18 protein-coding genes are annotated in these 18,720 nt (G+C 35.5%); 11 read left to right on the plus strand and 7 right to left on the minus strand.

The features are described 5' to 3' along the window. Window positions 1-428 precede the first annotated feature (428 nt). The 5 genes from GQ593_RS12480 to glnE all read left to right on the plus strand — a co-directional run bounded on the left by GQ593_RS12480 (window position 429) and on the right by glnE (window position 6,950). Window positions 429-1,061 (plus strand): glutathione S-transferase N-terminal domain-containing protein, encoded by a 633-nt coding sequence (locus tag GQ593_RS12480; protein WP_160432332.1) that lies wholly within the window; start codon window positions 429-431, stop codon window positions 1,059-1,061. A gap of 50 nt (window positions 1,062-1,111) precedes the next feature. After that, a complete protein-coding gene (locus GQ593_RS12485; RefSeq protein WP_160432333.1) occupies window positions 1,112-1,522 on the plus strand; it encodes a ClpXP protease specificity-enhancing factor in 411 nt (136 codons plus the stop codon). A 124-nt stretch (window positions 1,523-1,646) separates the two neighbouring features. Next, a complete protein-coding gene (locus GQ593_RS12490; RefSeq protein ID WP_160432334.1) occupies window positions 1,647-2,591 on the plus strand; it encodes a CYTH domain-containing protein in 945 nt (314 codons plus the stop codon). A gap of 16 nt (window positions 2,592-2,607) precedes the next feature. Further along, window positions 2,608-3,654 carry a hypothetical protein gene (locus tag GQ593_RS12495; protein WP_160432335.1) on the plus strand — a complete coding sequence of 349 codons (1,047 nt, stop codon included), beginning with the start codon at window positions 2,608-2,610 and terminating at the stop codon, window positions 3,652-3,654. 452 nt (window positions 3,655-4,106) lie between these two features. Further along, window positions 4,107-6,950 (plus strand): bifunctional [glutamate--ammonia ligase]-adenylyl-L-tyrosine phosphorylase/[glutamate--ammonia-ligase] adenylyltransferase, encoded by a 2,844-nt coding sequence (gene glnE / locus GQ593_RS12500; RefSeq protein ID WP_160432336.1) that lies wholly within the window; start codon window positions 4,107-4,109, stop codon window positions 6,948-6,950. Window positions 6,951-7,106: 156 nt separating this feature from the next. Here glnE and ttcA read toward each other — a convergent pair whose 3' ends face one another. Both ttcA and yeiP read right to left on the minus strand, forming a co-directional pair. Beyond that, window positions 7,107-8,003, minus strand: a complete 897-nt coding sequence (gene ttcA / locus GQ593_RS12505) for a tRNA 2-thiocytidine(32) synthetase TtcA (RefSeq protein WP_160432337.1) — start codon at window positions 8,001-8,003, stop codon at window positions 7,107-7,109. A 14-nt stretch (window positions 8,004-8,017) separates the two neighbouring features. Then, on the minus strand, window positions 8,018-8,590 hold the full coding sequence (yeiP, locus tag GQ593_RS12510) for an elongation factor P-like protein YeiP (RefSeq protein WP_160432338.1): 573 nt from the start codon (window positions 8,588-8,590) through the stop codon (window positions 8,018-8,020). A gap of 115 nt (window positions 8,591-8,705) precedes the next feature. Here yeiP and GQ593_RS12515 point away from each other — a divergent pair, with 115 nt between their 5' ends. Together GQ593_RS12515 and GQ593_RS12520 are read left to right on the plus strand one after the other, a co-directional pair. Beyond that, window positions 8,706-8,972 (plus strand): YkgJ family cysteine cluster protein, encoded by a 267-nt coding sequence (locus GQ593_RS12515; RefSeq protein ID WP_160432339.1) that lies wholly within the window; start codon window positions 8,706-8,708, stop codon window positions 8,970-8,972. A gap of 202 nt (window positions 8,973-9,174) precedes the next feature. After that, on the plus strand, window positions 9,175-10,623 hold the full coding sequence (locus GQ593_RS12520) for an amino acid permease (protein WP_160432348.1): 1,449 nt from the start codon (window positions 9,175-9,177) through the stop codon (window positions 10,621-10,623). A 107-nt stretch (window positions 10,624-10,730) separates the two neighbouring features. Here GQ593_RS12520 and infA read toward each other — a convergent pair whose 3' ends face one another. From infA to leuS, 5 genes are all read right to left on the minus strand, one after another. Beyond that, window positions 10,731-10,949: a translation initiation factor IF-1 gene (infA, locus tag GQ593_RS12525; protein WP_025315083.1), complete on the minus strand. Its 219-nt coding sequence runs from the start codon at window positions 10,947-10,949 to the stop codon at window positions 10,731-10,733. 228 nt (window positions 10,950-11,177) lie between these two features. Further along, window positions 11,178-11,831: a nicotinate-nucleotide adenylyltransferase gene (gene nadD / locus GQ593_RS12530; RefSeq protein WP_160432340.1), complete on the minus strand. Its 654-nt coding sequence runs from the start codon at window positions 11,829-11,831 to the stop codon at window positions 11,178-11,180. After that, a complete protein-coding gene (holA, locus tag GQ593_RS12535) occupies window positions 11,825-12,829 on the minus strand; it encodes a DNA polymerase III subunit delta (RefSeq protein ID WP_160432341.1) in 1,005 nt (334 codons plus the stop codon). The genes nadD and holA overlap by 7 nt, the downstream gene beginning before the upstream one ends. 7 nt (window positions 12,830-12,836) lie before the next feature. After that, a complete protein-coding gene (gene lptE / locus GQ593_RS12540; protein WP_160432342.1) occupies window positions 12,837-13,331 on the minus strand; it encodes an LPS assembly lipoprotein LptE in 495 nt (164 codons plus the stop codon). 35 nt (window positions 13,332-13,366) lie between these two features. Next, a complete protein-coding gene (gene leuS, locus GQ593_RS12545) occupies window positions 13,367-15,949 on the minus strand; it encodes a leucine--tRNA ligase (protein ID WP_160432343.1) in 2,583 nt (860 codons plus the stop codon). Window positions 15,950-16,301: 352 nt separating this feature from the next. On the opposite strand from leuS, the gene GQ593_RS12550 reads away from it, so the two are divergent. From GQ593_RS12550 to GQ593_RS12565, 4 genes are all read left to right on the plus strand, one after another. Then, window positions 16,302-17,078, plus strand: coding sequence for a hypothetical protein (locus tag GQ593_RS12550; protein WP_160432344.1), 777 nt, complete (start codon window positions 16,302-16,304; stop codon window positions 17,076-17,078). A gap of 5 nt (window positions 17,079-17,083) precedes the next feature. Continuing rightward, on the plus strand, window positions 17,084-17,500 hold the full coding sequence (locus tag GQ593_RS12555) for a hypothetical protein (protein ID WP_160432345.1): 417 nt from the start codon (window positions 17,084-17,086) through the stop codon (window positions 17,498-17,500). Window positions 17,501-17,671: 171 nt separating this feature from the next. Then, window positions 17,672-18,088: a hypothetical protein gene (locus tag GQ593_RS12560; protein WP_160432346.1), complete on the plus strand. Its 417-nt coding sequence runs from the start codon at window positions 17,672-17,674 to the stop codon at window positions 18,086-18,088. Between the two features lie 33 nt (window positions 18,089-18,121). Beyond that, complete coding sequence (locus GQ593_RS12565; protein ID WP_160432347.1) at window positions 18,122-18,517, plus strand: DUF4123 domain-containing protein; 396 nt, start codon at window positions 18,122-18,124, stop codon at window positions 18,515-18,517. Window positions 18,518-18,720: the final 203 nt, after the last annotated feature.

Consider the following 18,720-nt stretch of genomic DNA (forward strand, 5'->3'; position numbering starts at 1 on the left):
TGAAAGGCTTGAGCTGTATGCGGAGAAATTCGCTCGTACAGTTCTTAGGGGAGGACGCAACAGTAATGTTGTGTCCTTACCCGACTTTCAATATTACAAAAACGTTACAACTTTGTTTCAAAAACCCAGCATTTGCTGGGTTTTTTTATGCTGTTTTTGTCTATTAAACAACATTCCTTCTTTTGATTAAGTGACTTTGAATGATGAAAGGTTATCGGCAAACAAATAAATCTGCTTAAATTTGACGAATCTAACTCATTTGGCCATCTTTTATATTAAAACGTATGCTTTTCTGAAACTTTTTTTCAATATTGTATTATTCAAGAAAATAACGTAAGAAAATTCATTTTTTTTAACAAATTTGTTATTCAATTTGTTAGAATGGTCATCAATAAAACTTATTTTAATTTTATATATTTGGAGTGGATATGGTTGTTGCTGTTAATAAACGTTCTGTGATGACATTATTTTGTGATACAACAGATATTTACGGACATCAGATCCGTTTTGTTCTGGCAGAAAAAGGGGTAACTGCGGAAATAGAGTTTGTAACGGCAGATAATTTACCTCAAGAATTATTGGATCTTAACCCATATGGTTCAATTCCAACTTTAATTGATCGAGATCTTACGTTATATGAACCACATATTGCATTGGAATACCTTGATGAACGTTTTCCACATCCGCCATTAATGCCAGTCTACCCGATTGTTCGAGCAAATTCTAGATTAACGATGTATCGAATTAAAAAAGAGTGGTACAGTGCTTATGAAACAATCATTGCCGATCCTAATAGCGATGCAGCCAAAACAGCACGAAAAAATCTTCTTGATGATCTTGTTTCAATTTCAATCATGTTTAAAGAAGCAGATTATTTTATGAGTGATGATTTTACATTAAGTGATTGTTACTTTGCTCCATTACTTTGGCGATTACCATTGCTTGATATTGAATTACCAAAAGTAGCTGAAAAGAATTATTTAGGTTATATGGCACGAATTTTTGAACGTCCTGCTTTTGTTAATTCATTAACTGAAGAAGAAAAAAAGATAAGATCTTAATCAATTAAATTTATCCTTAATTTACGATAATTTTAGACAAGGTGGCCTTAATGGAACTTGAGCAAATGACCCCGCGTCGCCCTTACATATTTAGGGCTTTTTATGATTGGATTTTAGATAACGACTTAACGCCTTATATTGTAGTGAATACTTCGGTATATGGTGTATTAGTGCCGCAGGAATTTATCCAAAACAATCAAATCGTTTTAAATATAGCCCCGCAATCGGTAGGCCAATATTTATCTACTAATGAACAAATTGAATTCAATGCTCGTTTTTCTGGCGTACCCCAACACATTGTGGTGCCGATGGCTGCAATTGAGGCTATTTATGCACGCGAAAATGGCGTTGGCATGGGATTTGAAAATGAGCCGCAATATCATGCTCAGCGTGAAGCCTCAACTCAACAATCCGAACAATCCAAACCTAAGCCAACTAATCCATTTCGTGTCGTAAAGTAATTGGTAATCGAGTTCACGAACATTAATTGACAGTGCTTTTTAATGCCTAGTTTGCCCGTCATTGATTGCTTTACATAATAACTAAACAATAGATGAATCACAATAATGAATAAAAAATAGATTAATGAGTAACGAAATTGAATTAAAGTTTGAAATAAATAATAGTGATATTGCTGCGTTGCAATTTTATTTAAATCAATGGGCGCACTCTGATGAGCTAGAGTTTTCTGCAATATCAAATCAAAAACGTACATTCTCGCAATTAACACTTTGTAACACCTATTATGATACAGTGGACTATTATTTGCGTCATCATGGATGTGGTTTACGAGTCAGAACAAGTAATGACAGCACGATAACTCATTATGAAATCACCTTGAAACGTGATAAAAAAACTATTGCAGGTTTACACGAACGAGCTGAGTTTAATGCTGATTTGCCTAATTCAGAGCCTGCTTTAGCAGTATTACCGCATTCGGCATTGCCTGATAATTGTGATATTGAGCGATTACAGCAAGATTTATTACCGTTATTTTCAACTGACTTTAAACGTCAAGTTTGGTTAATTTCGTTTGCAAGTAGCGAAATTGAAGTAGCATTAGATCAAGGTGAAATTCACTCAAATGGAAAAATTAAAATAATCCAAGAAGTCGAATTAGAGATCAAACAAGGTAATAAGCAGGATTTACTCAATTTTGCGCTTGAATTAAGTCGATTTAATTTACATCTTTTTTCACAAAGTAAAGCCGCTAGAGGTTATCGCTTACTCAAAAATGCGCCATTAAAAATCTGCCAGTTTGATCCACAAGTTCATCAAGATTTGGTACAGCTATTAAAGTTTTGGCAACAAAACGAAGAGTATGCGTTAGAAGTTAATGATTTGGAACTATACCAACAGACACTAAATCAAATCAATTATATTCTAATAGATAAACATCTTTCGCTTGAACCTGAATTTACCCAATGGCAAATGGCATTATTGTCCATTAACTCTGTAAAGGAATTTGCTTTTAGTGAGATAAATACAAAGTTGAAACTAATGTTGATTGCAAAGCTAACTGTTAATTAATTGAATGAAAAGTAAGATGATAAAACTCTCCTTTTTTAAATTACCGTTCTTGTTCGTGCTGTTTTATGGGGTGCTAGATAGCACTTTTTTGGTTGGACGAGAATTTCTTGTTGACAATATGGTTTTCAGCTATACAAAGCTTAAGCCATATATTTGGGCCGATTCTTTTGTATCATTAATTATTCATATAGTTTTGCCTAATACTTTTAATCAGCTAGCAAATCTGGTTTTAATTTTTATTACTTCAGCCATAATATTGCACAAGAATTCGGTTTATCGGGCCAATAAAAAGAATCTGCTTTGTGTATTCTTAATTGTCTTTTTGATAATAATAGGTATCAATGGTTGTCAGGTGATATTTGAGCGACAGGTTCTTGGATTTTTATATTCTGCTATAGCTCCATATTATTTTCCTCATATAGAAAGTCTCTATATAGCCATATTTAGACTAGCTTGTTATATTTGGATAATAATGGCGATTTATTTTGGGGTAAAGCTACTGCGAACTGCTTTTGTAACAGAGTCAGATATGATTGTATTATCCTCAGACAATAGTCAAAAAATTCATTTATCTTTATTTATTTTATTGTTTAATTTTTATTATCTAGCTATTGTCTTGTTCTGTTTAAATTTCTTTTTTATCCCTAAAGATCCTCTAGACTCCACTGCTCCCTTTGAACAAAATATTGTAATTATTACGTTTTATTCAGCTTTTTTGCTGATTATAAATATGATCGGTTATTTTGCTTTACGAAAAAAATTTATGGCAGTTAATGGTCAATTACAAGTGAAGTCATTAATTTTTAGTGCTGCTATTGCTTTTATGTTGACATTACTAATAGCAATAATTGTCATCTCTATAAATATATATTGTCTAAAATGGTTTGATAAGATAGCAAACTCATTGACAAACAATGAAATGCTGGTCATAGTTATAGCCGATATTATATTCTTATTTCTTATTTTAAGTGTAATTGGTTGCGGTGTTGTCCGCAAAACAGCCAAGGCATTTTTTAGTAAAAAAGATAATTTATCCTGTTTTGTTAAGCTATCGCCTGAATAGGGTTTACACCAATTAACTTAACAGAAATTGAACTGGTAAAATTGGCATTAAGCAAGTTCAATTTCTGTTATTATCAATGGCAACATTTTACATTAAGCACAGCAAGTGTGGCGCTATAATAAGTAGTACTGTCTTGTATTATATATTGTTGTTTTATATAGAGTGATACCTGAAATTTTTACTCCCTCTTGTTATGGCATGGTTTTATTAGGATTAAGGTAATTATGCCGTTTTAGCAAAAAACTCTCGTTCCAAAATGTGTATTGTAGATATGGCAAAGATAAGATTAATAACTTGAAACAGTTTTTATTTTTTGTATGCATTATCCATTATTTTTCTGCAAGTTTTCATTTTGTATATAAAATACTATATCAATAGCAAAAGTTATTTATAATATGGTTCTATTTTAGTGATTTTACTTTTAGTAAAAATATTTCTAAGAGAGTTTACCCATGTTGGAGCTTAACCACTTGCTTTCCACTTTGCTTGACCAGCAAAAGCAAAAAATTACCTTTCAACTTAAGCAATGCACCCCGAATGAGGTGGAAGCTAATCTTGATATTTTAGTACACAGTGATTTTTTGGTAGATGCTTTTTATCAATTTCCATCGTGGCTGTCTGATATCGTAAAAAATCCACCACAAGCCGATGAAAGAAAATATTACCAAAATTGGTTGAGTGAAAAATTAACGGCAGTTTCAGATGAAACTGAATTAATGAAGATATTAAGACAATTTCGTCGTTATATTTTAGTCCGGTTGGCGTGGTCTCAATTAACACATACCAGCAATGATGAGCAGATTTTATTACAATTGAGTGAACTGGCCGAAGTGATCATTGTTACAGCTCGTGATTGGCTCTATGAGCTTAGTTGTAAAGAGTGGGGAACACCTTGTAATGCTCAAGGTGAGCCACAGCCATTACTGATTTTAGGGATGGGCAAACTAGGCGGGGGAGAACTTAATTTTTCGTCTGATATTGATTTGATTTTTACTTATCCGGAACATGGGCAAACACAAGGAGGGCGGAGAGAGCTAGATAATGCGGTATTTTTCACTCGATTAGGTCAACGTTTAATTAAAGCACTTGATCAAATTACTGAAGATGGTTTTGTCTACCGTGTGGATATGCGTTTGCGCCCGCTTGGTGATGGAGGGCCTTTAGTATTGAGTTTTGCGGCTATGGAAGATTATTACCAAGAACAAGGGCGAGATTGGGAACGCTATGCGATGGTTAAAGCAAAAGTATTGGGTAATGAGCAAGCGCCTTATGCTAAAGAGCTTTACCAAATGCTAAAACCCTTTGTATATCGCCGTTATATTGACTTTAGCGTCTTACAATCATTGCGTAATATGAAAAGCATGATTGAACGTGAAGTGCGTCGCCGTGGTTTAAAAAACAATATTAAACTTGGGGCAGGTGGCATCCGCGAGATAGAGTTTATTGTACAAGTTTTTCAGCTTATTCGCGGTGGTCGAGTGGTGAGCCTACAAACTCGTTCATTATTATCTGCTTTACAGGTCATTGAGCATGAACAATTACTGAGCCCTCAAGAAGTATTGACGTTACGCGAAAATTACCTTTTTTTGCGCCGTTGCGAAAACTTACTGCAAGCAATTGGTGATGAGCAAACCCAAACACTTCCAGAGGATGATCTTGATCAGTTACGTTTAGCGATAAGCATGGGCTTTAGTAATTGGTTTGATTTTGCAACTGAATTATCGACACGAATGCAAATTAATCGTTTAATATTCAATGAACTTATTGGAGAGGTAGAGCCTGAATTGTCCTCTAATGATAAACAGCATAATGACCAATTTGATGATCTTTGGGTACCAGATCTACAATTAAATGATGTGATGGCAATACTACCTAACTATTCAGATAGTGAGGCAAATCAATTTTGGCAGATGCTTGTGCAATTTAGAGATGATATAAGTAAACGAACAATTGGTGTTCGTGGACGAGAAATACTTGATCAATTAATGCCAAGACTATTAGAAGCTTGTTGTGCTGACAAACAAGCATTAATGGTATTACCAAGAATTTTACCATTGATAATTAATATTGTTAGTCGCACGACTTATTTAGAGTTGTTATTGGAGTATCCGACTGCATTAAAACAGTTAATTCGTTTATGTAGTGCATCGCCAATGATTAGCGATCAACTTGCTCATTATCCTATATTATTAGATGAACTTATTGATATCAATTCGCTGTACCAAACCGTTGCACCTAATGAGTATAAAAGCCAGCTTTATCAGTATTTATTACGCATTCAGTTGGATGATGAAGAACAACAACTTGAAGCGTTACGCCAATTTAAGCAGATGCAATTACTGCATATTGCAGCAGCAGATGTTGAACAAGTCTTATCAACCATGAAAGTCAGCGATCACTTAACCTATGTGGCCGAGGCATTACTTGCTTTTGTTTTACAAATGGCATGGAACCAAATGATTGCTCGTTATGGCAAACCAGAGCATTTAGGCGATAATGATAAAGGCTTAGTTGTGGTTGCCTACGGTAAATTAGGTGGCTGGGAGTTAGGGTATGGTTCTGATTTAGATCTGGTTTTTTTACATGATTGTCCTGTCAACAGCATGACTAATGGCAGTAAACAGATCGATAGCCGTCAATTTTATTTGCGTTTAGTTCAGCGAATTATTCATTTATTTAATGTGCGTACTAGCTTTGGTATTTTATATGAAGTCGATGTAAGGCTTCGCCCTCAGGGCGATGCTGGACTACTTGCATGTAGTTTAGATTCGTTTGCAGATTACCAAATGAATGAGGCGTGGACATGGGAACATCAAGCATTAGTGCGAGCTAGAGCAGTCTATGGTGAAGATGAATTAATAAAACGCTTTAACCAAATTCGTCATAATGTACTTTGTAAAAAGCGTGATGAAAACACACTAAAAACTGAAGTTCGGCAAATGCGTGAAAAAATGAGAAGTCATCTTGGCACGACACAAGCTAATTTATTTAATTTAAAGATTGACGAAGGGGGAATTGGGGATATTGAGTTTTTATCACAATATTTTGTACTTAATTATGCTCATCAATATCCTAAAATGACGGCATGGAGTGATAATGTGCGAATTTTAGAACTTGCAACAAATTATCAAATCATGGACAGTTATGAAGCACAGCTGCTAACACAAGCTTACATCGACATGCGCAATAAAATTCATCAGCTTGCCTTACAATTACAACCAAGCATGGTTGATAACTCACTCTTTATACAAGAAAAACAAATAGTCAACCAATGCTGGCAAAAATGGTTAATTTAATGGGTTAAATATTGATATTTTACTTCAAGTAGAGCCGATCTTAAACTTTTTTAAAATAGCAGCTTGTTAAGTTTGTTGTGTAATATAAATAAAAGTTAATGCCACACTAGTGGCATTAATTGAACAATAACTATCACCGGTGGTGATATTAACCAGTTATTTTGCTTCTTTCCATAAAATCATATCTTGATCTTTAAGCTCTGAAGCATCAAAGCCTCCGATTGGTGCGATATCTTCGCGGTCAAAAGCGATATCGCCACCATTAACAGCAAGATCACCTTTTTTAATCCCTTTAAAATCAAACAAATTGGTATCACACAGATGGGATAGGGTGATATTTTGTGTTGCTCGGAACATAGTTTCAATGCGTCCTGGGAACTTTTTATCCCATTCATTGAGCATTTCTTTAATTACTTGCCTTTGTAAGTTGGGTTGTGAGCCACAAAGATTACAAGGAATAATCGGAAATTGTTTAATTTCAGCGTATTTGGCGATGTCCTTTTCTTTGCAATAAGCTAGTGGTCGAATAATGATATGTTCGCCAGAATCATTCATTAGCTTCGGTGGCATTGCTTTGAGTTTACCGCCATAGAACATATTTAAAAACAATGTTTCTAAAATATCATCACGATGATGACCAAGGGCAATTTTTGTTGCGCCAAGTTCGGTGGCTGTGCGGTATAAAATTCCTCGGCGCAGCCGTGAACAAAGCGAGCAAGTTGTTTTACCTTCGGGTATCTTTTCTTTGACAATACCATAGGTATTTTCTTGCACGATTTTGTATTCAATGCTTAAGGATTGCAAATACTGAGGCAAAACATCTTCAGGAAATCCCGGTTGTTTTTGATCTAAATTAACTGCAATTAGCTCAAAGTTTATTGGTGCGCTGATTTTCAAGTTAATTAGAATATCAAGCAAAGTATAACTATCTTTACCACCTGATAAGCAAACCATAATACGATCACCTTCTTCGATCATATTAAAGTCAGCGATTGCCTCGCCAGTCAAGCGACGCAATCGTTTGTGTAGTTTATTTTGATTATATATATTCATTACAATTTTACTGGTTATTCGGCACGGCTCATATAACGGCGTTCAGCAATATGAATTTTAACTTTTTCGTGGTTATCAATATATTCAGGAACTTGAATAACAAGCCCTGTTGATAACGTGGCCGGTTTAGTTCGCGCACTAGCTGACGCCCCTTTAATACTTGGCGAAGTTTCAACAATTTCGAGATCAACCGTTTGCGGTAATTCTAAAGCAAGCACTTCGCCATCCGCCATTAGCACTTGAATACCATTCATACCACCTTCAGGAATAAACAATAGCTCATCTTCTATTTGCTCTTTTTTAAAGATATAAGGGGTAAAATCTTCGTTATCCATAAACACATATTCATCGCCATCAATATACGAAAAACTAACAGGACGGCGCGATAGTTCAATCGTTTCGAGGATATCATCACCTTTAAAACGCTCTTCAACTTTACCGCCATTTTTGACATCGGTAAAACGCATTTTATAAAGTGTACTTGCACCACGAGCACTTGGGCTTTGAACATCAATATCTTTAACCAGTAATAATTTGCCATTAAAGGCGACTGCATCGCCACGTTTTATTTCATTTGCTTTAGCCATAATATTTATTCTTCACAATTAATAAAAACAGTTAAAAATTAGCTCGCTATTTTACCGCTAACTTGCTATTGTCACCATCAAAATTTATTCAAGCGCCTTAAATTAAAGAAAAACTATGGCAGATTTATTCAAATGCAGGCAAAACTGTGGTGCTTGTTGTATTGCTCCATCGATTTCATCAACTATTCCTGGTATGCCTAAAGGGAAACCAGCTGGCGTTGCTTGCATTCATTTAGATAATAATTATCAATGTAAATTATTTTTACACCCATCAAGGCCAACAGTTTGTGGTCGATTAAAACCTAGCATCGAAATGTGTGGTAATAATAGAATGCAAGCGATGAATTATCTAACACAATTAGAACAGCTAACTAAAGATTAAGTATTGCCTAAATTTAACAAAACAGTTCGATTATTAGAATTATTTATCTCGCACAGTAGTTTTTTTGATAAACTTCCCGCACTTCATTATTTAGTGATAAATATCAATAAATTTTTGAGATAGATTTTAGCCACATATATCTTTATACATCAAATAAGTGGCTAATTTTACAGATAAATTTGATCTTTTTAGACAGAAGAAAATGATTATGAAAAACAAATTAAAACGAGATTTAAAAGCCCGCCATTTAGCCATGATAGCTATTGGTGGCTCGATCGGAACGGGGCTATTTGTCGCATCAGGGGCAACCGTTGCTCAGGCAGGTCCTGGAGGTGCATTGCTTTCGTATGCCATTATAGGTGTGATGGTATATTTTTTAATGACCAGCCTTGGTGAGCTAGCAGCTTATTTGCCTGTTTCAGGTACTTTTGCAACTTATGGTTCACGTTATGTCGATGAAGCGTTTGGTTTTGCCATTGGTTGGAACTATTGGTACAACTGGGCAATTACTGTTGCTGTAGACTTAGTTGCAGCTCAATTAGTTATCTCTTATTGGTTTGATGCAGGACCTTATAGTTGGTTATGGAGCTTATTATTTTTAAGCATCATCTTTTGCTTAAACTATATTTCAGTTAAAGGTTTTGGTGAAGCAGAATTTTGGTTTTCATTAATTAAAGTTGTTACTGTGATTATTTTTATTGTAGTTGGCTTATTAATGATTATTGGCATCTTTCGAGGCGTCGAAGTGGCTGGTTGGCAAAATTGGACTATCAAAGAAGCGCCTTTTGCGGGTGGTTTTTCATCAATGATTGGTGTGGCAATGGTGGTTGGATTTTCATTTCAAGGCACCGAATTAATAGGTATTGCTGCGGGTGAATCAAAAGATCCAGAAAAAAACATACCTAAAGCTATGCGTCAAGTGTTTTGGCGAATACTGCTATTTTATATCTTTGCGATTTTAGTCATCAGCTTGATTATTCCTTATACTGATCCTAATTTACTACGTAACGATGAAACTGATGTCAGTGTTAGTCCATTTACCCTTGTCTTTGAGCATGCAGGATTATTATCTGCTGCGGCATTAATGAATGCAGTTATTTTAACATCCGTATTATCTGCGGGTAACTCAGGGCTGTATGCTTCAACCCGTATGCTATATGCACTTGCTAAAGAAGGTAAAGCACCTAAAATCTTTGCAAACTTATCATCGTCAGGTGTGCCTCGTGCTGCGTTGTTAGCGACAACATTTGTGGCCATGCTTTGTTTCTTAACCTCGATGTACAAAGATCAGGCAGTTTATTTATGGTTACTTAATATGTCAGGTATGACAGGCTTTATTGCTTGGCTAGGCATTGCAATTAGCCATTATCGTTTTAGAAAGGGTTACACTATTCAAGGTAAGGATGTTAATCAATTACCGTATCAGTCAAGTTGCTTCCCATTTGGCCCTATTTTCGCTTTTGTATTATGCTTAATTATTACCCTTGGTCAAAATTACGAAGCTTTCTTGCAAGATACCATTGATTGGAATGGTGTTATTGCGACCTATATTGGTATACCATTATTTTTAATGATTTACTTTGGCTACAAAATTGTTAAAAAGACAAAATGGGTTAAATACGAACAGATGGACTTTTCTAAAGAAGATTAATTCGCAAGTTTAGTCCCAATTCTTTACTTTTCCGTCGACAAAAGTCGACGGTTTTTTATTAAAAAAGAGAGAAATAAACTGTTAAATAGTTTATCTTGATAACGATATTAGCGACTACGGAAGATGATACGTGCTTTTGACAGATCATAAGGCGTCATTTCAACAGTAACTTTATCGCCAGTTAAAATACGAATATAGTTTTTTCGCATCTTACCAGAAATATGTGCAGTAACGACATGACCATTTTCAAGTTCAACACGAAACATCGTGTTTGGAAGTGTATCAAGTATAGTACCTTGCATTTCAATGTTATCTTCTTTTGCCATTGGGGCCTCTTAATAATAAATACAAATTAAATATATTTAACTGACTAACTGTTTTGCTACGTTTAAGTGTTTTAACGGCAAAACAATAACGTGCTATTACCATCTGATTGATGTTGTATTAGATGACTAAGCAAAGTTAAGTATAAACACAAAAAAACTGAATTTAGAATATATAAACACAGCGGCGAAATAATGCCGAAAAAACTGTCAGAAGTAAAGCCCTTTCTACTATTTCTTTGCACAATAAAGTTCTTGCTGCTGAATATAATGCCACACTTTGGCTGGCAACAAATTTTCACAACTGGCTTGATTGTTAATATTTAGTCTGATTTCAGTTGCTGAAATGTTTTCAAGTGGTGTATGCGCAAAAAAGATATAACCATGTGGTGAATCATGCAAATCTTGTGCGTTTGAGGTGTTATGCACCTCAATCCATTGTTGTAGCTCAATATTATTGGTATTTTTTGCATAACCCGGCCTACGACAAATGAGTAAATGACAATAATCAAGCAACGTTTGCCATTTATTCCAAGTTGGCAAACTCAATAATGAATCTTGCCCCATAATAAAAGCTAATCCTTCACTATCCCCATTTTCTTGTCGCCAAGCTTGAAGCGTTTCAATGGTAAAAGAAGGACGGGTTGAGGCTTTAGGTAAAAGCTCTCTTACATCTAACGCAAATAAGGGCAAATCTTCAATCGCTAATTTTAACATTGCCAAACGTTGCTCGGTGCTCGCTTCGGGTTGTGGTTTATGTGGCGGAATATGATTGGGCAATAAGCTAATTTGTTTTAACCCAACTTCGCTAGCTAACGAAATAGCAGGGCGAAGGTGTCCATAATGGATTGGATCAAAAGTTCCGCCTAACAACGCAGTTAACATTTATTTAATCCCATAAACTGCATCGATAAACTAAACATAGCATCCCATATTCGCGCCTGATTATCATGTTTTAAACTAATTTCGATTTCAGTCAGTTTGGCTAATAAATTAAACAGGCTTTTAAGTTGGCAACGGTTTAGATAATTAGTATAAATCGTTCTTTTATTTTGCCAAATTTTATATTCATCAAAAACTTGTTTCAATGATTTTTGTTGCAATCCTTTTTTTAAATTGATCATCAATATCAACTCACGTTGAATAATCCGCAACAAAATTAACGGCTCAAATTCATTTATTTTCAACTGCTGTAAAATGTGAATAGCTCGCTTCGTTTTGTTGGCAATCATTGCGTCAGTCCAATGATAGGGTGTAAATATCGCTGAATCATTAATATTACTTTCGACTTCATCATACGAAATACTCTGATCGGGATACAGCAATTTTAGCTGCGCAATAATTTGTGTTAACGCCAGTAAATTACCTTCGTAATAATAGCAAAGCAATTCAATTGCTTTTGGGTCAATGGTTATATGTTGTTGCTGCAAATGATTTTTAATCCATTGCGGTAACTGCAACGTATCTGGTGTGGTACAATTAACAATCACTAGCTTATCTGATAATGCCTTATACCAAATAGTATTTTCTTGCGATTTAGTGATTTTATTAAGCATGATTATTAGCGCAATATCGGGGGTTAAAACCTCGCTTAGTGTATTGAGTTTTGCGGTAATACCTGCATTTAACGAACCGTCACCAAAATCAAGTAAAATTAAAGTATTGGTAGAAAATAGATTCATCGCCTGACAGCTATCAAAAATGGCGGTCCAGTCGGTTTGATTATCAATAACAAACGTAAGCTGTTCATCAAAGCCTGCCTGAGTAAAAGCTTTCCGTAACTCAGTTTGTGCATAATGTTGTAAATAAGGATCACTACCTAAAATCAAATAATAGGGTGATCCTAATTTATGACTAATTTGATCGACACTAATTTTAATCATGACAACGTTAATTTACCGCATCAATCGATTTTAATTTACGGATGACTTGTTTAGCAGCTTGTGTAAACATCTCGTTTTCAATTAAATCTTGCTCAACCGTTTTGGCCAATGCTTCAGATGGATTATCAAAAAATGTCCTAAATACACGTACACTAATTGGATATATTTGTTGACCAGCAATAACAACTTGAGCTTCAACGGTTAATACCAATTGATACTCGGCTGCTTTACCATCTTGATAAATCGAAATAGTATTGCGGCTTAGATTTTCGCTTAACATTCTTAACGAGGGTACCTGACTTGTTGCATTATTAGTAGTTAAAGTCACTTTGTTATCGTGTAATAACTCTTTAATGTCGCGAGACAGTCGGCCATAAGGGTCATAGCTTACATAAGACATCGTTTTAAACCGCTCTGGCACTTCTGTTTCATGCTGCAAATGAAATCCGCATCCTGTTAAGGATATCGCTAATAACATAAATAATGCTAAATACTTTTTCATATCTATAACCGCCTAAATTTAGTTATTAAACAATATTAACCCACAACAAGATTTAATAATTTACCTGGAACGTAAATTACTTTACGGATAGTAACATCGCTCAAGTATTTTTGGATGTTAGGCTCTTGTTTCGCTTGCGACACAACAAAATCTTGATCGGCATTAGCTGGCACCGTAAATTTACCACGGACTTTACCGTTGATTTGCACAACAATAAGTTTTTCATCTTCGATCATTGCTGATTGGTCAGCAACAGGCCAAGTTGTATTATCAATCGATTCGCTATGGCCTAAAGCTTGCCACATAGCAAAACAAGCGTGTGGCATCATAGGGTAAAGTAAACGAACAATCGCATTTAATGCCTCACTCATTAGCGCACGATCTTGCTCGGTTTCTTGTGGTGCTTTTTGTAAGCGGTTCATAAACTCCATCACAGCGGCAATAGCGGTGTTAAACGTTTGGCGACGTCCAATATCATCACTCACTTTCGCAATGGTTTTATGTAGCTCACGGCGTAATGATTTTTGTTCACTATCTAAGGCTGTAATATCAAGTTTAGCGGTTTGACCTTTTTGAGTATGTTCATACACTAAACGCCATACACGTTTAATAAATCGGTTAGCACCTTCAACACCAGACTCTTGCCATTCCAATGTCATATCCGCTGGCGAAGCAAACATCATAAACAAGCGAACTGTATCGGCTCCATATTTTTCAACCATTTCTTGAGGGTCGATACCATTATTTTTGGATTTTGACATCTTCGTCATACCCGCATGGACTAGCTCATTGCCATGTTTGTCAACGGCTTTAGCAATGCGACCTTTTTCATCACGTTCAATAGTGACTTCGGTTGGTGAAACCCAAATGCGTTCATTGGTTGGACTGGTGTAATAAAACGCATCGGCTAATACCATGCCTTGGCATAGTAAGCGTTTTGCTGGCTCATCGGACGAAACTAAACCAAAATCACGCATTAATTTGTGGAAAAATCTAAAATAAAGCAAATGCATAATCGCATGTTCAATACCACCGACATATTGATCGACAGGCAACCAATAATTAGCAGCTTTTTCGTCTAACATACCTTTGTCAAATTGTGGACAAGTATAACGGGCATAATACCAAGATGACTCCATAAAGGTATCAAACGTATCGGTTTCACGTAGAGCAGGCTGACCGTTCACCGTTGTTTTTGCCCAGTTAGGATCGGCCTTAATTGGACTAGTGATACCGTTCATTTCGACATCTTCTGGCAAAATAACCGGTAACTGATCTTCTGGTGTTGGAATAGTTGTACCGTCTTCAAGCGTCACCATTGGAATAGGCGCACCCCAATAACGTTGGCGCGAGACGCCCCAATCACGCAAACGGTAATTAACTTTTCGTTGACCAATACCTAACGCAATTAATTTATTGGCAACAGCATTAAATGCTTGCTCAAAATCCAGACCATCAAACTCGCCAGAATTAAATAATTTGCCATGTTCAGTATATGCTTTTTCAGACAAGTCGGGGGCATTGCCGTCTTGAGTTAAAATAACAGGATTAATTGGTAAATTGTATTTTGAGGCAAACTCATAATCTCGTTCATCGTGACCCGGTACCGCCATGACTGCACCAGTACCATATTCAATTAACACAAAGTTAGCAATCCAAACAGGGACTTTTTTTCTTGTTAATGGGTGGATAGCATAAAAGCCCGTTGCAATACCTTTCTTTTCCATGGTTGCCATATCGGCTTCGGCTGTTTTGGTATTTTTACATTCAGCAACAAATTCAGCAATTTTAGGATCGTTTTTTGCTGCTAATTGTGCAAGAGGATGCTCTGCGGCAACTGAGACAAAGCTCACCCCCATTAAAGTATCGGGGCGTGTTGTATAAACGCGTAATTTATCGGCATAATTTTCAACAGCAAAGTCAAACTCAACTCCTTCAGAGCGACCAATCCAGTTACGTTGCATAGTTTTAACTTGCTCTGGCCAGTCCTCTAAGATATCTAAATCATTAAGTAGCTCTTCAGCATATTCGGTGATTTTAATAAACCACTGCGGGATCTCTTTGCGCTCAACAGGGGTACTACAACGCCAACAGCAACCTTCAACCACTTGCTCATTAGCAAGTACGGTTTGGTCATTTGGACACCAGTTAACCGCAGATGTTTTTTTATAAACTAGGCCTTTTTCGTATAACTTGGTAAAAAACCATTGTTCCCATTTGTAATATTCTGGACGGCAAGTGGTTACTTCGCGATCCAAATCATAACCGAAGCCTAAAAGCTGTAATTGCTTTTTCATATAGGCAATATTTTCGTAGGTCCATTTTGCCGGTGCAGTATTATTTTTAACAGCAGCCCCTTCAGCAGGTAAACCAAACGCATCCCAACCAATTGGTTGTAGTACATTTTTACCATTTAAGCGTTGGTAACGTGAAATGGTATCACCAATGGTGTAATTGCGAACATGACCAAGATGCAAACGCCCAGACGGGTAAGGTAGCATCGATAAACAGTAATATTTTTGTTTTGATGGATCTTCGGTAACGTGAAAAGTTTTATTGTCTTGCCAGTGTTTTTGTACAGTGGCTTCAATTTCATCTGGGCGATATTGTTCTTGCATGACCAATTAATGTCCTATCTATTATTGCTAATAAAAATATGTTGCTAATTGTATTGGTTATTGACACGTTTTACAAACGATATGTGAATCAAGATATTGATTTCTTGCAGTGACAAATTTACATACTCATCAGCTCAGAAGTATCCCCACCGCTTGATGAATATCAAAAAGTATTTGTATTAAAAAATGAAGAGGGTGAGTTATTAGCTAATGTTAAATATAAATTAACGTTGGGTTCAGGCAAAGTCATTGAAGGTATAACAGATAATGAGGGGCGAACTGAATGTATATTGTCTGACGAAGCGGAAAATGTGAAGTTTGAATACGTTATATCATAAAAAAGGAATAATTTATGTGTAATTCAATATCTGCCAATACAACGAATAATGTCGAAAATGTAGTAACAACTGTTAGTGTAAAACACCGTTATACTAAATCAATAGATACCACTGGTTGGTTAAAAGTAAAATTAGACCCGAGTAATGATTTTGCTTTTCTCAGTGAATATACGAAAGTCATTATTCAAAAAATTGAAGGTGGCCGAACCTATTTTTTGATTAAAGAAGGTCGATATGCTAATAATATTGCAAGTTTAAGTAATAAAAATGTAGCAAAATGTTTAATTGACTGTTCCAGAGGGACTGGTGCAACATTAACCGTTAAAAAAATAGTCAGAAAAAGGGAAATTTCTATTATTAGAAAACAAGAATTGAACCAATTATTTTCAGAGCTCAGTTTTAACGGAAACAAAGCACTAATTACCATTGATTCAGATGTGGATTATGAAGAAACAAACCCACTTAGTCCTTATCATAATCAAATCTTGCATTCAAAACCACTACCTGATGGAACTTATAAGATTTTGGCTCCATTTACAGCAGGAGACCGAGATTCAACAGCTTATTATCGAACTGATCTAAATGGGTATAGAGCATTAGTTTATGATATGGTATGGTTTCCGATAGAATATGCGCCAACATATAATAGTAATTTTGTTCATGTAGGGAATTTGTCGGAAGGATGTATTACCTGTTATGAAACACAAAAATGGAATGATTTATATCAATATTTAATTAGCAATAGATCAGACAGCGATGGCAAATATGAGGGAAAACTTATAATAGGATAAATAATATGAAAACATCTATAAACACAATGGTTTTATTTTTTTTCATTAGTTTGATAACAAATTATGCACATTCACATGTTCTAACAGATGTACAGAAACATTATGGCGATGAGCAGATTCATGGTTTAAAATATATTAATGATAAAGCAATTGAAGTTATCGAAGCATACAATAAAGGACACAATACTCACTGGGAGTCATTAGAGCCCGATTTAAGAATTATTGTTGCTAGGTGCTTAGTGCCACTCAAAGCTAAATGGGCAGAATATGATCCTCATAAAAAATTGTGGAATATACCTTCGGAATATTGGTATGTGTCAGTTTCTTGTGATAAAACCGTCAGCGATATTCCCGAAAGAAAAACCTGGGATATTTATGTTCCAACCACAAGGCCATTAGATCCAAGTCAAGTTAAAAAATAGGAATAAGCCAATTATTGCGGAGTCAATATTTATTCATGTAGGGAATTTATCGGAAGGATGTATTACCTGTTATGAAATACAAAAATGGAATGATTTATATCACTATTTAATTAGCAATAGATCAGACAGCGATGGCAAATATGTGGGAAAACTTATAATAGGATAAATAATATGAAAACATCTATAAACACAATGATTTTGTTTTTTTTCTTTAGTTTGATAACAAATTATGCACATTCACATGTTCTAACGGATGTACAGAAACATTACGGTAATGAGCTAATTCATGGTTTAAAATATATTAATGATAAAGCAATTGAAGTTGTCGAAGCATACAATAAAGAACACAATACTCACTGGAGATCATCAGAACCCGATTTAAGAATTATTGTTGCTAGATGCTTAGTGCCAATCAAAGCTAAATGGGCAGAATATGATCCCCATAAAAAATTGTGGAATATACCTTCGGAATATTGGCATGTGTCCATTTCTTGTGATAAAACCGTCAGCGATATTCCCGAAAGAAAAACCTGGAATATTTATGTTCCAACCACAAGACCATTAAAGCCAAGTCGAGTTGAAGAATAGAAATTTATTTTAACTTAAGATTAGGTTACCGGTATGCCGTTTTTGTTATTACCCTTTATACCAGATGCTCCGAGTGAGAATTATTGGTATGTTTTAGTTGACTGTGCCTTGTTACAGGGTTTTTATTTATCATTATCACAAATTGATAATTTACGTTATAAATCGTTATTTTTGGGGACGTCTGAAGCGTCATCGGCAGAAGTTGGACTGGTATTAATTGAATTAAAACCGGCTATCCATTCATCGTTTATTTCGACGTTAGTCACTTATCAAACAGAATACGAAACTCCAATATGGTTACAAGCCCCTATTGCCTTTACCCCACTGTTTAACACACTTCGAAAATTACTTTATGTTGGAAAGAGGATGGTAGTCAGCATTTTTTCCGTTATTACGACCAGCAGTGCTTTGCAGGTTTTTGGTCAATAGCCAGTAAAAATCCTTACTACATAGGCCCCCTGTGTAAAACTCGTTGGGCTATCTGGCAATCAAGTCAACAACATTATCAGTATAACAATGACTATAAAATAGGAAATCATCTATGAAGCTAGGGCGTGTTGATCTTTCGTGATTATTTTTTAGACGGCATGATGTGAGTTATAATAATTCTGCAAAAAACAACCATAACTCGA

Origin of the sequence: Gilliamella sp. Pas-s25 (genome assembly GCF_009795885.1) — a bacterium.
Classification (GTDB): Bacteria; Pseudomonadota; Gammaproteobacteria; order Enterobacterales; family Orbaceae; genus Gilliamella.

Excerpts from the sequence above, each read along its gene's own strand:
- GQ593_RS12555 (WP_160432345.1), top strand. The coding sequence starts at position 17,084 with ATGAAAACATCTATAAACACAATGGTTTTATTTTTTTTCATTAGTTTG.
- holA (WP_160432341.1), bottom strand. The coding sequence starts at position 12,829 with ATGATTAAAATTAGTGTCGATCAAATTAGTCATAAATTAGGATCACCC.
- GQ593_RS12565 (WP_160432347.1), top strand. The coding sequence starts at position 18,122 with ATGCCGTTTTTGTTATTACCCTTTATACCAGATGCTCCGAGTGAGAAT.
- infA (WP_025315083.1), bottom strand. The coding sequence starts at position 10,949 with ATGGCAAAAGAAGATAACATTGAAATGCAAGGTACTATACTTGATACA.
- GQ593_RS12480 (WP_160432332.1), top strand. The coding sequence starts at position 429 with ATGGTTGTTGCTGTTAATAAACGTTCTGTGATGACATTATTTTGTGAT.
- leuS (WP_160432343.1), bottom strand. The coding sequence starts at position 15,949 with ATGCAAGAACAATATCGCCCAGATGAAATTGAAGCCACTGTACAAAAA.
- GQ593_RS12550 (WP_160432344.1), top strand. The coding sequence starts at position 16,302 with ATGTGTAATTCAATATCTGCCAATACAACGAATAATGTCGAAAATGTA.
- lptE (WP_160432342.1), bottom strand. The coding sequence starts at position 13,331 with ATGAAAAAGTATTTAGCATTATTTATGTTATTAGCGATATCCTTAACA.
- GQ593_RS12485 (WP_160432333.1), top strand. The coding sequence starts at position 1,112 with ATGGAACTTGAGCAAATGACCCCGCGTCGCCCTTACATATTTAGGGCT.
- ttcA (WP_160432337.1), bottom strand. The coding sequence starts at position 8,003 with ATGAATATATATAATCAAAATAAACTACACAAACGATTGCGTCGCTTG.
- GQ593_RS12490 (WP_160432334.1), top strand. The coding sequence starts at position 1,647 with ATGAGTAACGAAATTGAATTAAAGTTTGAAATAAATAATAGTGATATT.
- glnE (WP_160432336.1), top strand. The coding sequence starts at position 4,107 with ATGTTGGAGCTTAACCACTTGCTTTCCACTTTGCTTGACCAGCAAAAG.
- nadD (WP_160432340.1), bottom strand. The coding sequence starts at position 11,831 with ATGTTAACTGCGTTGTTAGGCGGAACTTTTGATCCAATCCATTATGGA.
- GQ593_RS12560 (WP_160432346.1), top strand. The coding sequence starts at position 17,672 with ATGAAAACATCTATAAACACAATGATTTTGTTTTTTTTCTTTAGTTTG.
- GQ593_RS12515 (WP_160432339.1), top strand. The coding sequence starts at position 8,706 with ATGGCAGATTTATTCAAATGCAGGCAAAACTGTGGTGCTTGTTGTATT.
- GQ593_RS12520 (WP_160432348.1), top strand. The coding sequence starts at position 9,175 with ATGATTATGAAAAACAAATTAAAACGAGATTTAAAAGCCCGCCATTTA.
- yeiP (WP_160432338.1), bottom strand. The coding sequence starts at position 8,590 with ATGGCTAAAGCAAATGAAATAAAACGTGGCGATGCAGTCGCCTTTAAT.
- GQ593_RS12495 (WP_160432335.1), top strand. The coding sequence starts at position 2,608 with ATGATAAAACTCTCCTTTTTTAAATTACCGTTCTTGTTCGTGCTGTTT.